This window comes from Gallintestinimicrobium propionicum (genome assembly GCF_025567525.1).
In the GTDB taxonomy this organism is placed as follows: Bacteria; Bacillota; Clostridia; order Lachnospirales; family Lachnospiraceae; genus Gallintestinimicrobium; species Gallintestinimicrobium propionicum.
On record NZ_JAOQJY010000001.1, the window covers coordinates 90,707 to 105,066 of the forward strand.

The following is a 14,360-nucleotide window of genomic DNA, read 5'->3' on the forward strand; positions in this document are numbered from 1 at the left end:
GGGGGAAGATCAGATGGAAGAAAGATCCAGGGATGTGATCGGTTTGCTGGAAGAGCTGACAGAGCAGAACAGACAGCAGACGGCTTCGTTAAAAAAGCAGCTTTTCGTGACGAGAATTTTGGCTGCGGCAGGCTGTGTTCTGGCAGCGGCGGTCATCGCAGTTTTTCTGCTTATCGTCCCGCCGATGCTGCAGATTATCAGTCAGGGACAGGAGACGCTGGTGGAAGCGACAGACACGCTACAGACGGCGCAGGAGACGCTGACGGATATTCAGACGCTGTTTGATGAAAACGGTCTGGTTTGGCAGAGCAGCGAGGCGTTAAGCCAGGCGACGGAGAAGTTAAACCGGATGGACATCGAAAGCTTAAACAGCGCGATCCGTGATCTGGGAGCAGTTGTGGAGCCGTTGGCGGAGTTTTTCGGGAAGTTCAAACGGTAAAACGATAGTTTAAGATGATAAAATTAAGATGAACATACAGAGGTGCGATGAATCACACAAAACGCTGACAGGGTGGCAGCAAGGAGGAGATGCAGCATGAATGGTGCACAGGCAATGGTAAAATGCCTTGAAAATGAAGGCGTAGAAATGGTATTTGGATATCCGGGGGTTGCGATCTGTCCGTTTTATGACAGCCTGTTGGATACGGATATCAAATCTGTTCTGATCCGGACGGAGCAGAATGCGGCGCATGCAGCCAGCGGTCTGGCTCGCGTGACCGGCAAGGTGGGCGTATGCGCGGTAACGAGCGGTCCCGGTGCGACAAACCTGATTACTGGTATCGCAACAGCTTTTGCAGACAGCATTCCGCTTGTGTGCATTACCGGACAGGTCAACAGCGAGCTGATCGGCAGCGACGTGTTCCAGGAGGCGGATATCACTGGAGCGGCGGAATCGTTTGTCAAATACAGCTATCTGGTCAAAAATGCAGAGGACATTCCGCAAATTTTTAAAGAAGCGTTTTATATTGCAAATACCGGCAGAAAAGGTCCTGTCCTGATCGACGTTCCGATCGATGTGCAGAATGCGCCGGTACGCAAATTCAAATATCCGGACAGCGTGAGCATGCGCACCTATAAACCGACTGTAAAAGGACATATCGTGCAGATCAAAAAGGTAATTGCCGAGCTGGAAAAGGCAAAGCGTCCGGTCATCTGCGCAGGCGGCGGCGTGCTGCTTGGCGATGCGCAGAAGCTTTTACGGGAATTTTCCCACCGTCACAAAATTCCGGTTGTAACAACTATGATGGGCATCGGCGCGATGCAGACAGAAGACCCGCTGTATTTCGGTATGGTCGGCAACAACGGCGCACCGTGCGCAAACCGCGCAATGAACGAGGCGGACATGATAATTATGGTCGGCGCGAGAGTGGCGGATCGTGCGGTCAACCAGCCGGAAATCATCACGAAAAATAAGGTGCTCGTCCATATGGATGTCGATCCTGCGGAAATCGGAAAAAACGCAGGCCCGACGATCCCGCTGGTCGGCGATGCAAAACACATTTTTTCCGATATGCTTGAACAGGAGTTAGACGGGGATTACAGCGAATGGGTAGTCTGCCTGCAGGAATATGAAAAGACGATGGCAGATACGAGAAAGCCCGATCCTGCCTTTGTCGATCCGGCGGAGTTCGTGCGCAGGCTTTCCGATAAAATGGAGCAAGACGCAGTTTATGTGGCAGACGTGGGACAGAACCAGATCTGGTCATGCAGAAACTGCAAGATCCGTGAAGGCAGCTTTTTGACCTCCGGCGGTATGGGAACGATGGGCTATTCCATTCCTGCGGCGATGGGCGCAAAGCTGGGCGCACCGGGCAGACAGGTCGTTGCAGTCTGCGGTGACGGTTCGTTCCAGATGTCCATGATGGAATTTGCGACGATGCGTCAGTATCAGGTTCCGGTGAAAATTGTGGTAATTGCAAATCATTATCTTGGTATGGTAAGGGAGTACCAGCAGAATACTTACAAGGGACGTTACTCTGTCGTAGAGCTCGGCGGCGGTCCTGATCTGGAAAAGCTGGCACAGGCCTACGGCATGGACTTTATCCGTCTGGAGGCTCCGGACAAGATGGACGAGGCGATCGACGCCTTTTTAAAGGATGAGGACGCTGTTTTGATGGAATGCGTCATCAATCCGATGGATACGGTAAAATAACGGAGGGAGGAACAAACCGATGAAGAAGATATATTCTGTACTGGTGGAAAACCGCTCCGGTGTTCTCTGCAAGGTTGCGGGGCTGTTTTCCAGAAGAGCGTTTAACATTGACAGTCTGGTGGTTGGAGAGACAGACGATCCGAGTGTTTCCTGCATGACGATCGTATCCAGCGGCGATAACCACACGTTAGAGCAAATCGAAAAGCAGTTAAATAAGAAACTGGATATCATTAAAGTAAAGACCTTCGACGAGCCGGCCAGCATCAGCAGGGAGCTGATGCTGGTGAAGGTAAAATATAACCGGAACAATCGCAGGGATATTATGGAAATCTGCAACATTTTAAAGGCGCAGATCGTAGATATGAGCAAATATCAGATGATGATCCAAATCTGTGACGTGCCGGACCGCGTGCAGTTATTCTTAAAGATGCTCAATTCAATCAGCATCGTGGAAGTTGCCCGCACCGGAACTGTGGCGCTGCAGAAATGCCACGATCAGGAAAACTGAATGGGGAAGCTGTTGCAGGTGCAGTGAGGACATTACATTCTGTAGACAGTTTGGCGGGATTTTGATATCAGGCGATCCTGCGTTATAACACAGATTTTGCGTAAAATAAAAAGCCATAACTTCCGGTTATGAATGACATGCCGGAAACTCATACGTTGACATGCTATGCGAACATTGCTAAAATAAAGCGCATAGGGTGATCAGGCAGCCTGGCAGAAGAGCCGGGTGCTGTACAGGGAGGAAACGAAGCGATGCATAAGAAGGCATTTCAGCTGATTGTTGACAATACCTCCGGCGTATTAAGTCGGATTTCCGGGCTGTTTTCCAGACGGGGTTACAATATTGAAAGCATTACTGCAGGCGTAACGGCTGATCCGCGTTTTACCCGGATTACCATTGTAGCCAGCGGAGATGATGAAATCCTCGATCAGATAGAAAAGCAGGTCGGTAAGCTTGTGGATGTCCGGTATATCCGTGAGCTGGAGCCGGATTCCAGCGTATTCCGCGAACTGGCGCTGATCAAGGTAAGGGCCAATGCAAAAGAGCGGGAAGGTATTATCGCAGTTGCAAACGTGTTCCGTGCCAAGATCGTGGACGTCGGGGCAGAGAGCCTGGTCATTGAAGTAACCGGCTCCCAGAGCAAGCTGGAAGCATTTTTAAATCTATTGTCCGGCTATGAAATCCTGGAGCTTGCAAGAACCGGTATTGCGGGACTTACAAGAGGTGTAGACCGTGTGGTTTACATCGATGAAGAGGACAACAAAAATCTTTAATGTACAATGTTACTGATAGGAGGCTGACCTCCTTTTCAGAGATAGAAGCAGATACCAAAATATGGAGGATACCAAGATGGCAAAGATTTATTATCAGGAAGACTGCAACCTTTCTTTATTGGAAGGTAAAACAATTGCAGTGATCGGTTATGGCAGCCAGGGACATGCACATGCATTAAATGCAAAGGAGTCCGGATGTGATGTCATTATCGGCCTGTATGAAGGTTCCAAGTCCTGGGCAAAGGCTGAGGCACAGGGCTTTACCGTATACACCGCTGCAGAAGCTGCAAAGAGAGCAGATATCATTATGATCCTGATCAACGATGAGCTGCAGGCAGACATGTACAAGAAAGACATCGAGCCAAACCTGGAGCCCGGCAACATGCTGATGTTCGCACATGGCTTCAATATCCACTTCGGCTGCATCAAGCCTCCGAAGGATGTAGACGTAACCATGATCGCTCCCAAGGGACCTGGTCATACCGTTCGTTCTGAGTATCAGGCAGGCAAGGGCGTTCCGTGTCTGGTTGCTGTTGAGCAGGATGCTACCGGCAAGGCATTGGATCTGGCTCTGGCATATGCACTGGCAATCGGCGGCGCAAGAGCAGGCGTTTTAGAGACTACCTTCCGTACCGAGACAGAGACAGACCTGTTCGGCGAGCAGGCAGTTCTGTGCGGCGGCGTATGTGCACTGATGCAGGCTGGTTTCGAAACTCTGGTAGAAGCTGGCTATGATCCGAGAAACGCATACTTTGAGTGCATCCATGAGATGAAGCTGATTGTTGACCTGATCTATCAGTCCGGTTTCGCAGGCATGAGATATTCTATTTCCAACACTGCTGAATATGGCGATTACATCACAGGTCCTAAGATCATTACCGAAGATACCAAGAAAGCAATGAAGAAGATCCTGTCCGATATCCAGGATGGTACTTTTGCAAAAGAGTTCCTGCTTGACATGAGCCCCGCAGGCCGTCAGGTACACTTCAAAGCGATGAGAAAGCTCGCAGCTGAGCATCCTTCTGAAAAGGTTGGCGAAGAAATCCGCAAACTCTACAGCTGGAACGGCGAAGACAAACTGATCAACAACTAAGCAAAAAAGGGAACCGTAAGGTTCCCTTTTTTGCGCTACTTCTAAATTCCGCAAGGAATTTAGAAGGTTCCAAGTGTAAGGGAACCGTAAGGTTCCCTTTTTTGCGCTACTTCTAAATTCCGCAAGGAATTTAGAAGGTTCCAAGTGTAAGGGAACCGCAAGGTTCCCTTTTTTGCTTAAAGTTCTCTTTGACAATCCCCACAACTGTGTTATCATAGTTTTAAAGCATATTTTCTACCAGCAGATTAGCGCTTTTAGCGCATCTTTATGAAATCTTATTCTATTCCGGAAGTCTATGCTTTTGAACCAATTTCTATCAGTTTCATTTATTGAAAAAGCGGGGGATTTTACAGATGACGTGGGGAACCTGCAACCGGGAAATCGTATCTCCTGCAAAACAGGAGGTGTGAAACGTAGCGAGAAAAAACAAGATAAAGCCGGATGTCGTATTAAAAAACTTCTGGAAAAACAACGCGCATTTTGCGGATTTATTCAATGCAGCGGTGTTTCAGGGAGAACAGGTGCTGAAACCCGAAGATCTTAAGGAAGCTGATACGGATGTTTCGTCTGTATTGAAATTTAATGGGCATGCGGAGACAGTACAAAAAGTCTGGGACGTCGTAAAGAAAACGGCTTACGGAGTGGATTTTGTACTCTGGGGGTTGGAAAATCAGGAGAGGATTCATTATGCGATGCCGCTTCGGCATATGATTGGTGACTGTTTTTCGTGTTTAAAAGAGTACCATGAAATTGCGGCTAAGAACAGACAGGAGAAAGATTTTGTTTCATCCGATGAATTTCTTTCGAATTTTAAGAAAACAGACCGGCTGCATCCGGTAATCAGCCTGTGCGTTTATTATGGAGAAGAAAAATGGGATGGTCCGGGATGCTTAAAAGACATGTTGAAAATTCCGGAAAAATTACAGTCACTGGTATCGGATTACAGCATGAACCTGCTCCAAGTAAGAACGAGTAAACCGATGCAATTTCGTAATCCTGATGTAAATACGGTGTTTGAGGCAAGCCGTTTTATTTACGAGAAGGATTATGAAAATTTAAATGCAATTTATGAGAACAAAGAAATTCCATCAGAGCTTGGACTTGTCATTGGGACGATTACTAACTCCCAAAGTCTAATTGATCGGGCGTTGGAAGCAGAAGAAAAAGAAGGAGGACAAATGCTTATGTGTAAAGCACTGGAAGAGCTGAGAATGGAAGGTGTTCTGCAGGGGCGAACAGAGGGAATTCGGGCAACTGTCAAAACCTGTAAAAAGTTTCAGATCAACAAGGAGGCAATCATTGAGACGATCGGAAAAGAGTTTTCTATGCCAGAAAAAGAGGTCGCAGAATATGTAGAAAAATACTGGTAACGCAGAAAAAGACTGCCGGAGTTACTGCATCCTCCGGTAGTCTTTCCAGAATGCGATCGTTTCCTGCAGATCTGCCTCATCCTGAAATAAATTCATCTTTTTTGCAACTTCGATTGCAAAATCGACATATCCATTCGCCCGGGAGGTGATGACCTGATCGGTAACCGCAACGTCGAGATCGGAAGAATGTGTAGACACAACCCCGTCCAGAATTCCGGCATGATCAAGTACATCAACCCCGGCACAGATGGCGGCGAGAATACCGCCCCTTGATTTGATGTCCTTTAAGCAGTTCCATACAATCGGATTGTCAATTGCCTTGATATTTCCGCCTGGAACGATCGCAAGTTCTATTTCATCCGGAGCAATATCGGTCAGTTTACCGGAAACATTGATTGAATAACCCTCCATCGCTGTAATGGGAGTTCCATCCGGAGATACAAACAAAACTTCCTTGCCGGCAAAGTGCAGGAAATAATTTAAAATGACAATTTCATAAATACAGCTTGTTGGATATAAAAGAACAACAGTTTTCATGGGGAACCCTCCTTACAGCAGATGGTAGCTGAGGCTTATACATGTCCTCTTTAAAGCAAATTTTCTTGTAAACACAAAATATGTGATCGAAAGAGATAAGTGTGAACGATAACGATATAACTGAATTGTAACAGAATGCGAAGAAAGAGAAAAGGGAAAATTGTTTTTTGCTGCACAGTATTGTATGATAGATATTAAAAGTTCTCTTGTGTCTTTCAACAGGCAGGTTTCGTACGGAAAGGTGCGAGGAATAGTGTGAAAAATAAGCGTGATCGCTTATTTTTCACACAGCTATTTGTGCCGCAGGCGTCACAAAGTAGCTATGATCGCAGAACAGAACTGGAAGTTCTGTTCGCGATTCCTTCGGCGCAAAGCGCCTGCGGAATGGAGATTAGGATGAAAACGGGAAAGGAGAAAACAAAATGGATCTGGAAGCGTTATCGAAACGTTTTTTTGTGAGAGCATTGGAAACAGAAGATGTGGACATCATTTATGATCTTTGTTCTAAAAACAAACTGTTTTATGAATTTCATCAACCATTTGTAACCAGAGAAAGTATCCTGGATGATAGAAATGCGCTGCCGCCTGGAAAGAGCAAAGAGGATAAAGCGTATATCGGATTGTTTGACGGGGATATGCTGGTTGCTGTGATGGATCTGATTTATGGATATCCGACGGAAGAGATCGTATGGATCGGATTTTTTATGATGGATACGGCATATCAGAATCAGGGAATCGGGACACAGATCATTCAGGAAGCAGTGGAAGCAATGAAAAACGCAGGCTATCGGGAAATCCGCCTGGGCGTAGACTATGGGAATCCGCAAAGCTTCGCGTTCTGGAGCAAAAATAAATTTACGGTAATACAGGAAAAAGAGTACATTGTGATGCAACGAGTTTTATCCTAAGACAGAGGAAATCCATATGAATGATCTGATGAATTTGTTAAAAGAAAGACGAACTTACCGGAGATTTTGCCAAAAGCCCATTTCGGAGGAAATTCTGGCAGAGATCCTGACGGCGGCGCGGTACGCGTCCAGCGCGGCGAATAAACAGCCGTTGAGCTATGTCGTTGTGAAAACGCCCCAAAAGGTGCAGGAGGTTTTTGCAGAGACGAAGTGGGCGGCATATCTTCCGAAGGAACAGGGACAGCCGAAGGCTGGAGAAGAGCCGGTGCTGTTTATCGGCGTGGTGCAGAATTTGAAATTCAACCCGAACTGCGATACGGACGCCGGGCTGGCGATTTCGAATATGACGCTGGCAGCGTGGAATCATGGGGTCGGAAGCTGTATCATAGGCGCGTGCAACCGGCAAAAGCTTTCGGAGCTGTTTGGATTGACGGAGGATCAGAAGCTGCATACGGTGGTGGCATTTGGTTATCCATCCCATATCAGCAGGATTGAGAATGTCGAAAAGGATGGCGATATCCGCTACCATCTGGATGAAGACGGAAATTATGTCGTTCCGAAACGGAACCTTGAAGATGTCGTAACCTGCATTTGAAAGCTTTGAGGACGAAAGATTGAAAAACAACAGAATGCACGCTCTGCGAGCATTCTATTGTCATGAATAAAATTTTCAATCACGAGATTTGTATCTGCGTGCACTTGATACAAACTCGACATGCGTAAAAAGCGTGCGCAGAAATGAGAGGAAAGAATGGTAAAAAACATCGCAATCGTAAGCCTGTCCTCCGGTACGATCGGAGAAGCCTTTGCGGCACATGAAGTGGAAATCGGAATCCGGAGACTAAAGGAATACGGCTTAAACGTCATTATGATGCCGCATGCGCAAAAAGGCATCGAATACGTCAAAAATCATCCAGAAGATCGGGCAAAGGATTTTTTACAGGCATTTTCGGACGATTCCATCGATATGATCCTGTGCGCGATCGGTGGGGACGATACCTATCGGCTGCTGCCGTATCTGTTTGAACACAAAGAATTACAAAAAGCGCTGAACAAAAAAATCTTTCTGGGGTTTTCCGATACGACAGTCAACCACCTGATGCTGCATAAGCTGGGGCTGAATACCTTTTACGGGCAGTCGTTTCTGGCGGATATCTGTGAGATGGATCACGAAATGCTTCCATATACGGCAACCTATTTTGAAGAGCTGATTCAGACCGGGAAAATTGCAAAAATTGAGCCGAGCGACGTCTGGTATGAGGAACGGACGGACTGGTCGCCTGCTGCAATCGGTACGCCGAGAACCGCACATCCAAACGAAGGCTTTTTGCTGCTGCAGGGAAGTCCTGTTTTTCAGGGAAAAATTCTCGGCGGCTGTCTGGAAGTGCTGTATGATATTTTTGATAACAGCCGCTACGCAGACTCAGTTTCGATGTGTGAAAAGTATGAGCTGTTTCCGCCAAAGGAGGACTGGGCAGGAAAAATTTTGCTTCTGGAAACCTGCGAAGAGCAGCCAGTGCCGCAGCTGTACCGAAAAATGGTTCAGACGTTGAAAAAGACCGGGATTTTCGAGGTGATTTCCGGAATCATTTGCGGCAAGCCGATGGATGAACTGTATTTTGAAGAATATAAAAAAATACTCGTAGAAGAAGTGGCTGATCCGACGCTTCCCGTTGTGGCAAACGTCAATATCGGACATGCGACGCCAAGATGTATCATTCCGTTCGGGGTGGACGCTGTGGTGGATGCGAACCGGCAGCAGATTACTTTTTCCTATGAGGACAAATAAAGGGGAACCATATGGAAAAAAACAAATTACAGATCAGGGTAGCGACTAAGGAAGATGCCGAAGCACTTCTGGCAATTTATGCGCCCTATGTAGAAAAAACAGCAATCACATTCGAATATGAGGTTCCCTCTATAGAAGAATTTCGTTGCAGAATCCAGGAAACGCTGAAAAAATATCCCTATCTGGTCGCAGAAAAAAACGGGAAAATTGTCGGTTATGCTTATGCGGGGGCCTTTCATGCCCGTCCGGCCTATGACTGGGCGGTGGAGACCTCCATCTACGTCTCAGAGCTTCAGAAAGGAGAAGGAATCGGGAAAGCTCTGTATAAAGCGTTGGAAGAACAGCTTTCCCGGCAGCATATCCTGAATTTAAACGCCTGCATCGCCTATCCGGAAACAGAGGACGAGCATCTGAACAAAGACAGCGTACGCTTCCATACACACCTTGGCTACCGGATGGTTGGGGAGTTTTACCAGTGCGGGTATAAGTTCGACCGCTGGTACAACATGGTATGGATGGAAAAGCATATCGGGGCGCATCCGTCGAATCCAGCAAAGGTGATCTGGTTTTCCGAACTCTGAGGCATGTACTTTCCTATTGACAAGGTAGGAATAGTGGGGTACATTTAAAAATGCTGTCAGGAGTTTTCAAGAACGGGAGAAATACATGTTAAATCAGTTTTCAAGAACGGAATTATTGTTGGGGAAAGACGGAATGGAACGTCTGAAAAATGCAAGAGTTGCTGTGTTTGGCATTGGCGGCGTCGGCGGGTATACGGTAGAAGCGCTTGCCAGAAGCGGCGTTGGAACCCTTGACCTGATCGATGACGATAAAGTTTGTCTGACGAATTTGAACAGACAGATCATTGCAACTCGCAAAACCGTCGGAAAATATAAAGTAGACGTGGCAAAAGAGCGGATTTTGGAGATCAACCCGGATGCCGTGGTCCATACCTACAAAATGTTTTACATGCCGGATACGGCGGATCAGTTCGATTTTTCCCAGTATGACTATGTTGTGGACGCAATCGATACCGTGACCGGTAAAATCGAGCTGGTGATGCAGGCACAAAAGAGCAATACGCCGATCATCAGCTGCATGGGAGCGGGCAACAAGATGGATGCGTCCGCGTTTGAGGTGGCGGATATTTATAAGACGTCCGGCTGTCCGCTGGCGCGCGTCATGCGGCGGGAACTCAAAAAAAGAAGAGTGCGCCATTTAAAGGTTGTATATTCCAAAGAGCCAGCTATGACGCCGGTGGACGAAATGGCGATCAGCTGTAAGACAAACTGCATTTGCCCGCCTGGAACAGCGCGGAAATGTACTCAGAGGAGACAGGTCCCCGGAAGCAATGCGTTCGTGCCTGCGGTTGCTGGGCTGATCGTGGCAGGCGAGATTGTGAGAGATTTAACAGGCGTGCGGGGAGAACAGGCATAATGATCTATCTGGATTATTCGGCAAATACGCCGGTTTCGGAGGATGTGCTCCGGTGTTTTTGTGAGACGGAGAGGGAGTTTTTTGGAAACCCGAATTCCACGCACGATGCCGGAAAAGCCGCCAAGGAGCGGATGGATGAGATTACGGTATCGATTGCCGGACTGATGGGGGCTGCGCCGGAGGAGATAATATATACTTCCTGTGCAAGCGAATCCAACAATACGGCGTTAAAAGGAATCGCTGCGCTGGCGCGTTCGAGAGGCATGCATATTATTTCCACTGCGCTGGAGCATTCTTCGGTGGGCGGGTGTCTGACTGCGCTGCAGGAGCAGGGCTTTGAGGTGGATCTGGTCGACATTGACCGAAACGGAAAAATCGATTTAGAGCATCTGCGGGAGCTTCTGCGCCGGGACACGATTCTAGTATCTGTCTGTCTGGTGGACAGTGAGTTGGGGACAATTCAGCCGGTTTCAGAGATTGCAGAGATATTAAGAGACTTCCCGGGCTGCCGTCTGCATGTGGATGCGACGCAGGCGATGGGGAAAATTCCGGTCTGTCTGGACGGGATCGATACGTTGAGTTTTACACCGCATAAATTTTACGGTTTAAACGGAAGCGGCATTTTATATAAGAAAAAGGACCTGATTTTGGAGCCGTTGATCCACGGCGGGCACAGCACGACGATTTACCGTAGCGGGACGCCTGCCCTCAGCCTTGCGGCGGCAGCTAAATGTGCGCTGTCAGATGCAATCAGTCATCAGAAGGAACGATATGAAACGGTGTCCGGATATAACCGGTTTTTAAGGGAAGAACTGTCCAAAATTCCGGGTGTGTCAATCAACAGCCCGGAGGACGCAGTGCCGCATATTTTGAACGTGAGTGTAAAGGGAATCCGCGGGACGCGCATGCAGCAGGCATTGAATGAAAAGGGCATCTGCGTGTCAGTCAAGTCTGCCTGCGCGGTAGAAGGTACGCCGTCAAAGGCGGTTTATGCGGTCTGCCGAGATAGAAATCGGGCGATGAATTCTTTCCGGATCAGCTTAAGCCATCTGACGACGAAAAAAGAGCTGGATACCTTTTTGCAGGTGTTTTTGGAGTGTTGTAAAGAAAGAGAGTAAAACTATGGCAAGAGAACTGGAGCCTTACCAGAATATAGAAAGAAGCATTATTAAAAAATTCCGCAAGGAGATCTGGCGACCCTTTATCGAGGCGGTACAGCGGTATGAGCTGGTAAACGAGGGAGATAAGATCGCCGTCTGTATTTCGGGCGGAAAGGATTCGATGCTGATGGCAAAGCTGATGCAGGAGCTGCAGCGTCACAGCAAGGTGAAATTTGAGCTGGTTTTTCTTGTCATGGACCCTGGCTACAACGAGATCAACCGACAGAAAATAGAGAGCAACGCAGAGCTTTTACATATCCCGATCACGGTTTTTGAAACAGATGTCTTTGCGGTTGCCAATACGAGCGAAAAAAATCCGTGCTATCTATGTGCACGCATGCGCCGGGGCTATTTATACAGCAAGGCACAGGAGCTTGGCTGCAACAAAATTGCCCTGGGACATCATTTCAGTGACGTCATCGAGACGCCCGTGATGTCGATGTTTTACGGTGGACAGCTGCAGGCGATGCTTCCGAAGCTGCACAGCAAAAACTTCGAGGGCATGGAGCTGATCCGTCCGATGTATTGCATTCACGAGGACGCGATTCTGGACTGGAAACGCTACAACAACCTGCAGTTTATCCAGTGTGCGTGCCGGTTTACGGAAAACTGCGCGATCTGCGATAACGGAGGCGGCGGTTCCAAGAGACAGGAGATCAAGACGCTGATTCGAAGATTAAAACGGGATAATCCGAATATCGAAAAAAGCATTTTCAACAGCATCCATAACGTCAATATCGACACGATGCCAGGCTACAAAACAGACGGGGATTATCATACCTTCCTGGAAAAATTTGACGCCTGCATGGACGGAGAGCCCGAGGAGTAAACGGGTCGGGTGGACAACTTCGGGGTGACGGAGCAGCTGCGGCAGAAAAATATCGGGGAAACGGGGTTGTGCTTCTTTCCGGAAAGTGCTATAGTAAACACAGTTTTTAATTCCACGAACCGCGAAAGGAAAAGCAGAGCATGTTGAGAAACGTTTATACAATTGTCATGGCGATGCCGCAGATGATGATGGGACGCGTTAACTGTATCTGATATGCGAGAGAGCGCAGTGCACAGATACAGGGAAGGGTCTTTTGTTTCTGTGTGCATCGGGCGTTTGAAATTCTTTTCGGAGAGAAAGAAGAATCCAAAATACCGGAGCCGGAGGCAAAGAGCCTTCGGCTTTTTTGCTCTGTAGGAAATACTATGTTGCATGAAAGTGCATTTCATCTGCCGATGTGCATGATTTCCCTTTTGCCGGCATGGAACAAATCTGAGAAGAGGATGGGAAAAGAGCATGAAAACACCGATACTGGAAACCAGTCGGCTTTGGCTGAAACCGTTAAAGGAAGAGGATGCGCCGGGCGCATTTTTGTGGACGGGAGATCCGAAGGTCAGCTGGTACATGCGCTACGAAACGCATGGAAGCCTGGAGGATACGAAGCAGTGGCTGCGGGAGGAAGAAAAACAGCTGGATTCCGATCTGCTGTATGATTTTGGATTTCATAAAAAGGACAGCGACGAGCTGATCGGCAGCGGCGGGCTGACGTTTAATCAGCAGCAGGGCATCTGGGAGCTTGGTTGCAACCTGCGTCGGGATTGCTGGAACCAGGGCTATGGAACCGAGGCGGCAGCGGCGATTCTATCATTTGCGGAAAATACGCTGCACATCCACCGCGTAATGGCGCGTCGGGCAAAGGAAAACACTGCATCCGGGCGGGTGCTGGAAAAGAACGGCTTTTCCTTTGTAAGAGAGTGCTGGGATCAGAAATGGAGCGGTTCGCACCGGTTCGAGTGCCGCGAATATATCTGGAAGAGCGAAAAGAAAGAGGAAAAAAACAGCGCTGCCCGCAACGAGGTCGAACGCTTCTATGACGATGAATACGAAGAATGGAATCGCCTGGAATGGCACACGCCGGAGTTCGAGGTGACAAAGCGCTATATGGAGGAATATATTCCAGGCGATACGCCGCAGAAGATTCTGGATATCGGCGGCGGTCCGGGCAGATATTCCATTTTTCTGGCGCAGAAGGGACATGACGTGACGTTATTTGACTTGTCCGGCAAAAATATCCGACAGGCGATCGAAAAGGCGCAGGAAGCGGATGTGCTGTTGGACAGCTGTATCCACGGCGACGCGCTCCGGCTTTCGGAATATCTTTACAAGGCGGAACAGTATGACGTTGTGCTTTTGATGGGACCTCTGTATCATCTGATGCGGGAACAGGATCGGGAAAAAGCCCTGCAGGAGGCGCTGCGGGTGTTAAAGCCGGGTGGGCTTTTGTTTGCATCCTTTATTTCGACGTATGCGCCAATTCAGGATTATGCCAGCGGACTGTACGATTTCGGAGATATGGACAGGCTCCTCGCCGGTCTGGAGGACGGAACTGCACAACCTGGTAAAAATTTTACAAGCTCCTATTTCTGCGGGGAAAAAGAAGCGGAAGATATGATGGAAAAAGCAGGGCTTTGCCAACTGGCCTTTGCGGGTGTGGAAAATATCCTTTGCGGGAAAGAAGAGCTGCTGCACAAGCTTGCGTCTCAGCAGCAGGAAAAATGGCTGAACCTCGCATGGAGACTGAGCCAGGACAGAAAGCTGCTCGGTATGAGCGAGCACTTCCTCTACATCGGAAGAAAGCAGTGAA

At 48.2% G+C, this 14,360-nt stretch carries 16 protein-coding genes; 15 read left to right on the forward strand and 1 reads right to left on the reverse strand.

Features of this window, described 5'->3' with window-relative positions:
- Positions 1 to 13: 13 nt before the first annotated feature.
- The 7 genes from OCV62_RS00420 to OCV62_RS00450 all read left to right on the forward strand — a co-directional run bounded on the left by OCV62_RS00420 (position 14) and on the right by OCV62_RS00450 (position 5,896).
- Entirely contained in the window at positions 14 to 439 is a 426-nt protein-coding gene (locus OCV62_RS00420; RefSeq protein ID WP_021915352.1) for a hypothetical protein, read from the forward strand.
- A gap of 96 nt (positions 440 to 535) precedes the next feature.
- Positions 536 to 2,152 (forward strand): biosynthetic-type acetolactate synthase large subunit, encoded by a 1,617-nt coding sequence (gene ilvB, locus OCV62_RS00425; RefSeq protein WP_021915351.1) that lies wholly within the window; start codon positions 536 to 538, stop codon positions 2,150 to 2,152.
- Between the two features lie 19 nt (positions 2,153 to 2,171).
- Positions 2,172 to 2,660, forward strand: coding sequence for an acetolactate synthase small subunit (ilvN, locus tag OCV62_RS00430; protein WP_021915350.1), 489 nt, complete (start codon positions 2,172 to 2,174; stop codon positions 2,658 to 2,660).
- Positions 2,661 to 2,911: 251 nt separating this feature from the next.
- Positions 2,912 to 3,433 carry an acetolactate synthase small subunit gene (ilvN, locus tag OCV62_RS00435; RefSeq protein WP_262584627.1) on the forward strand — a complete coding sequence of 174 codons (522 nt, stop codon included), beginning with the start codon at positions 2,912 to 2,914 and terminating at the stop codon, positions 3,431 to 3,433.
- A 76-nt stretch (positions 3,434 to 3,509) separates the two neighbouring features.
- Positions 3,510 to 4,526 (forward strand): ketol-acid reductoisomerase, encoded by a 1,017-nt coding sequence (gene ilvC, locus OCV62_RS00440; protein WP_021915348.1) that lies wholly within the window; start codon positions 3,510 to 3,512, stop codon positions 4,524 to 4,526.
- A gap of 301 nt (positions 4,527 to 4,827) precedes the next feature.
- Positions 4,828 to 5,070: a hypothetical protein gene (locus OCV62_RS00445; protein ID WP_262584628.1), complete on the forward strand. Its 243-nt coding sequence runs from the start codon at positions 4,828 to 4,830 to the stop codon at positions 5,068 to 5,070.
- Complete coding sequence (locus tag OCV62_RS00450) at positions 5,048 to 5,896, forward strand: Rpn family recombination-promoting nuclease/putative transposase (protein ID WP_262584629.1); 849 nt, start codon at positions 5,048 to 5,050, stop codon at positions 5,894 to 5,896. Before OCV62_RS00445 ends, OCV62_RS00450 begins: the two co-directional genes overlap by 23 nt.
- A 21-nt stretch (positions 5,897 to 5,917) precedes the next feature.
- Here OCV62_RS00450 and OCV62_RS00455 read toward each other — a convergent pair whose 3' ends face one another.
- A complete protein-coding gene (locus OCV62_RS00455; protein ID WP_118763128.1) occupies positions 5,918 to 6,433 on the reverse strand; it encodes a DJ-1/PfpI family protein in 516 nt (171 codons plus the stop codon).
- Between the two features lie 422 nt (positions 6,434 to 6,855).
- Between OCV62_RS00455 and OCV62_RS00460 the strand changes: the two genes are divergently transcribed.
- The 8 genes from OCV62_RS00460 to OCV62_RS00495 all read left to right on the forward strand — a co-directional run bounded on the left by OCV62_RS00460 (position 6,856) and on the right by OCV62_RS00495 (position 14,359).
- Positions 6,856 to 7,341, forward strand: coding sequence for a GNAT family N-acetyltransferase (locus OCV62_RS00460; protein WP_262584630.1), 486 nt, complete (start codon positions 6,856 to 6,858; stop codon positions 7,339 to 7,341).
- A 16-nt stretch (positions 7,342 to 7,357) separates the two neighbouring features.
- A complete protein-coding gene (locus OCV62_RS00465) occupies positions 7,358 to 7,936 on the forward strand; it encodes a nitroreductase family protein (protein ID WP_262584631.1) in 579 nt (192 codons plus the stop codon).
- Positions 7,937 to 8,092: 156 nt separating this feature from the next.
- Complete coding sequence (locus OCV62_RS00470) at positions 8,093 to 9,130, forward strand: S66 family peptidase (RefSeq protein ID WP_262584632.1); 1,038 nt, start codon at positions 8,093 to 8,095, stop codon at positions 9,128 to 9,130.
- Positions 9,131 to 9,141: 11 nt separating this feature from the next.
- Positions 9,142 to 9,711, forward strand: coding sequence for a GNAT family N-acetyltransferase (locus tag OCV62_RS00475; RefSeq protein ID WP_262584633.1), 570 nt, complete (start codon positions 9,142 to 9,144; stop codon positions 9,709 to 9,711).
- An 85-nt stretch (positions 9,712 to 9,796) separates the two neighbouring features.
- Positions 9,797 to 10,567 carry a tRNA threonylcarbamoyladenosine dehydratase gene (locus OCV62_RS00480; protein WP_021915339.1) on the forward strand — a complete coding sequence of 257 codons (771 nt, stop codon included), beginning with the start codon at positions 9,797 to 9,799 and terminating at the stop codon, positions 10,565 to 10,567.
- The gene (locus OCV62_RS00485) at positions 10,567 to 11,685 is read left to right on the forward strand and encodes a cysteine desulfurase family protein (RefSeq protein WP_021915338.1); all 1,119 of its coding nucleotides are present in this window, start codon (positions 10,567 to 10,569) and stop codon (positions 11,683 to 11,685) included. Before OCV62_RS00480 ends, OCV62_RS00485 begins: the two co-directional genes overlap by 1 nt.
- A gap of 4 nt (positions 11,686 to 11,689) precedes the next feature.
- Complete coding sequence (locus tag OCV62_RS00490) at positions 11,690 to 12,556, forward strand: tRNA 2-thiocytidine biosynthesis TtcA family protein (protein ID WP_021915337.1); 867 nt, start codon at positions 11,690 to 11,692, stop codon at positions 12,554 to 12,556.
- 456 nt (positions 12,557 to 13,012) lie between these two features.
- Positions 13,013 to 14,359 carry a bifunctional GNAT family N-acetyltransferase/class I SAM-dependent methyltransferase gene (locus OCV62_RS00495; protein WP_021915336.1) on the forward strand — a complete coding sequence of 449 codons (1,347 nt, stop codon included), beginning with the start codon at positions 13,013 to 13,015 and terminating at the stop codon, positions 14,357 to 14,359.
- Position 14,360: the final 1 nt, after the last annotated feature.

Bases quoted from the DNA above. Each gene is read 5' to 3' on its own strand.
- OCV62_RS00420 (WP_021915352.1), top strand. From the start codon at position 14: ATGGAAGAAAGATCCAGGGATGTGATCGGTTTGCTGGAAGAGCTGACA.
- ilvB (WP_021915351.1), top strand. From the start codon at position 536: ATGAATGGTGCACAGGCAATGGTAAAATGCCTTGAAAATGAAGGCGTA.
- ilvN (WP_021915350.1), top strand. From the start codon at position 2,172: ATGAAGAAGATATATTCTGTACTGGTGGAAAACCGCTCCGGTGTTCTC.
- ilvN (WP_262584627.1), top strand. From the start codon at position 2,912: ATGCATAAGAAGGCATTTCAGCTGATTGTTGACAATACCTCCGGCGTA.
- ilvC (WP_021915348.1), top strand. From the start codon at position 3,510: ATGGCAAAGATTTATTATCAGGAAGACTGCAACCTTTCTTTATTGGAA.
- OCV62_RS00455 (WP_118763128.1), bottom strand. From the start codon at position 6,433: ATGAAAACTGTTGTTCTTTTATATCCAACAAGCTGTATTTATGAAATT.
- OCV62_RS00460 (WP_262584630.1), top strand. From the start codon at position 6,856: ATGGATCTGGAAGCGTTATCGAAACGTTTTTTTGTGAGAGCATTGGAA.
- OCV62_RS00465 (WP_262584631.1), top strand. From the start codon at position 7,358: ATGAATGATCTGATGAATTTGTTAAAAGAAAGACGAACTTACCGGAGA.
- OCV62_RS00470 (WP_262584632.1), top strand. From the start codon at position 8,093: ATGGTAAAAAACATCGCAATCGTAAGCCTGTCCTCCGGTACGATCGGA.
- OCV62_RS00475 (WP_262584633.1), top strand. From the start codon at position 9,142: ATGGAAAAAAACAAATTACAGATCAGGGTAGCGACTAAGGAAGATGCC.
- OCV62_RS00480 (WP_021915339.1), top strand. From the start codon at position 9,797: ATGTTAAATCAGTTTTCAAGAACGGAATTATTGTTGGGGAAAGACGGA.
- OCV62_RS00485 (WP_021915338.1), top strand. From the start codon at position 10,567: ATGATCTATCTGGATTATTCGGCAAATACGCCGGTTTCGGAGGATGTG.
- OCV62_RS00490 (WP_021915337.1), top strand. From the start codon at position 11,690: ATGGCAAGAGAACTGGAGCCTTACCAGAATATAGAAAGAAGCATTATT.
- OCV62_RS00495 (WP_021915336.1), top strand. From the start codon at position 13,013: ATGAAAACACCGATACTGGAAACCAGTCGGCTTTGGCTGAAACCGTTA.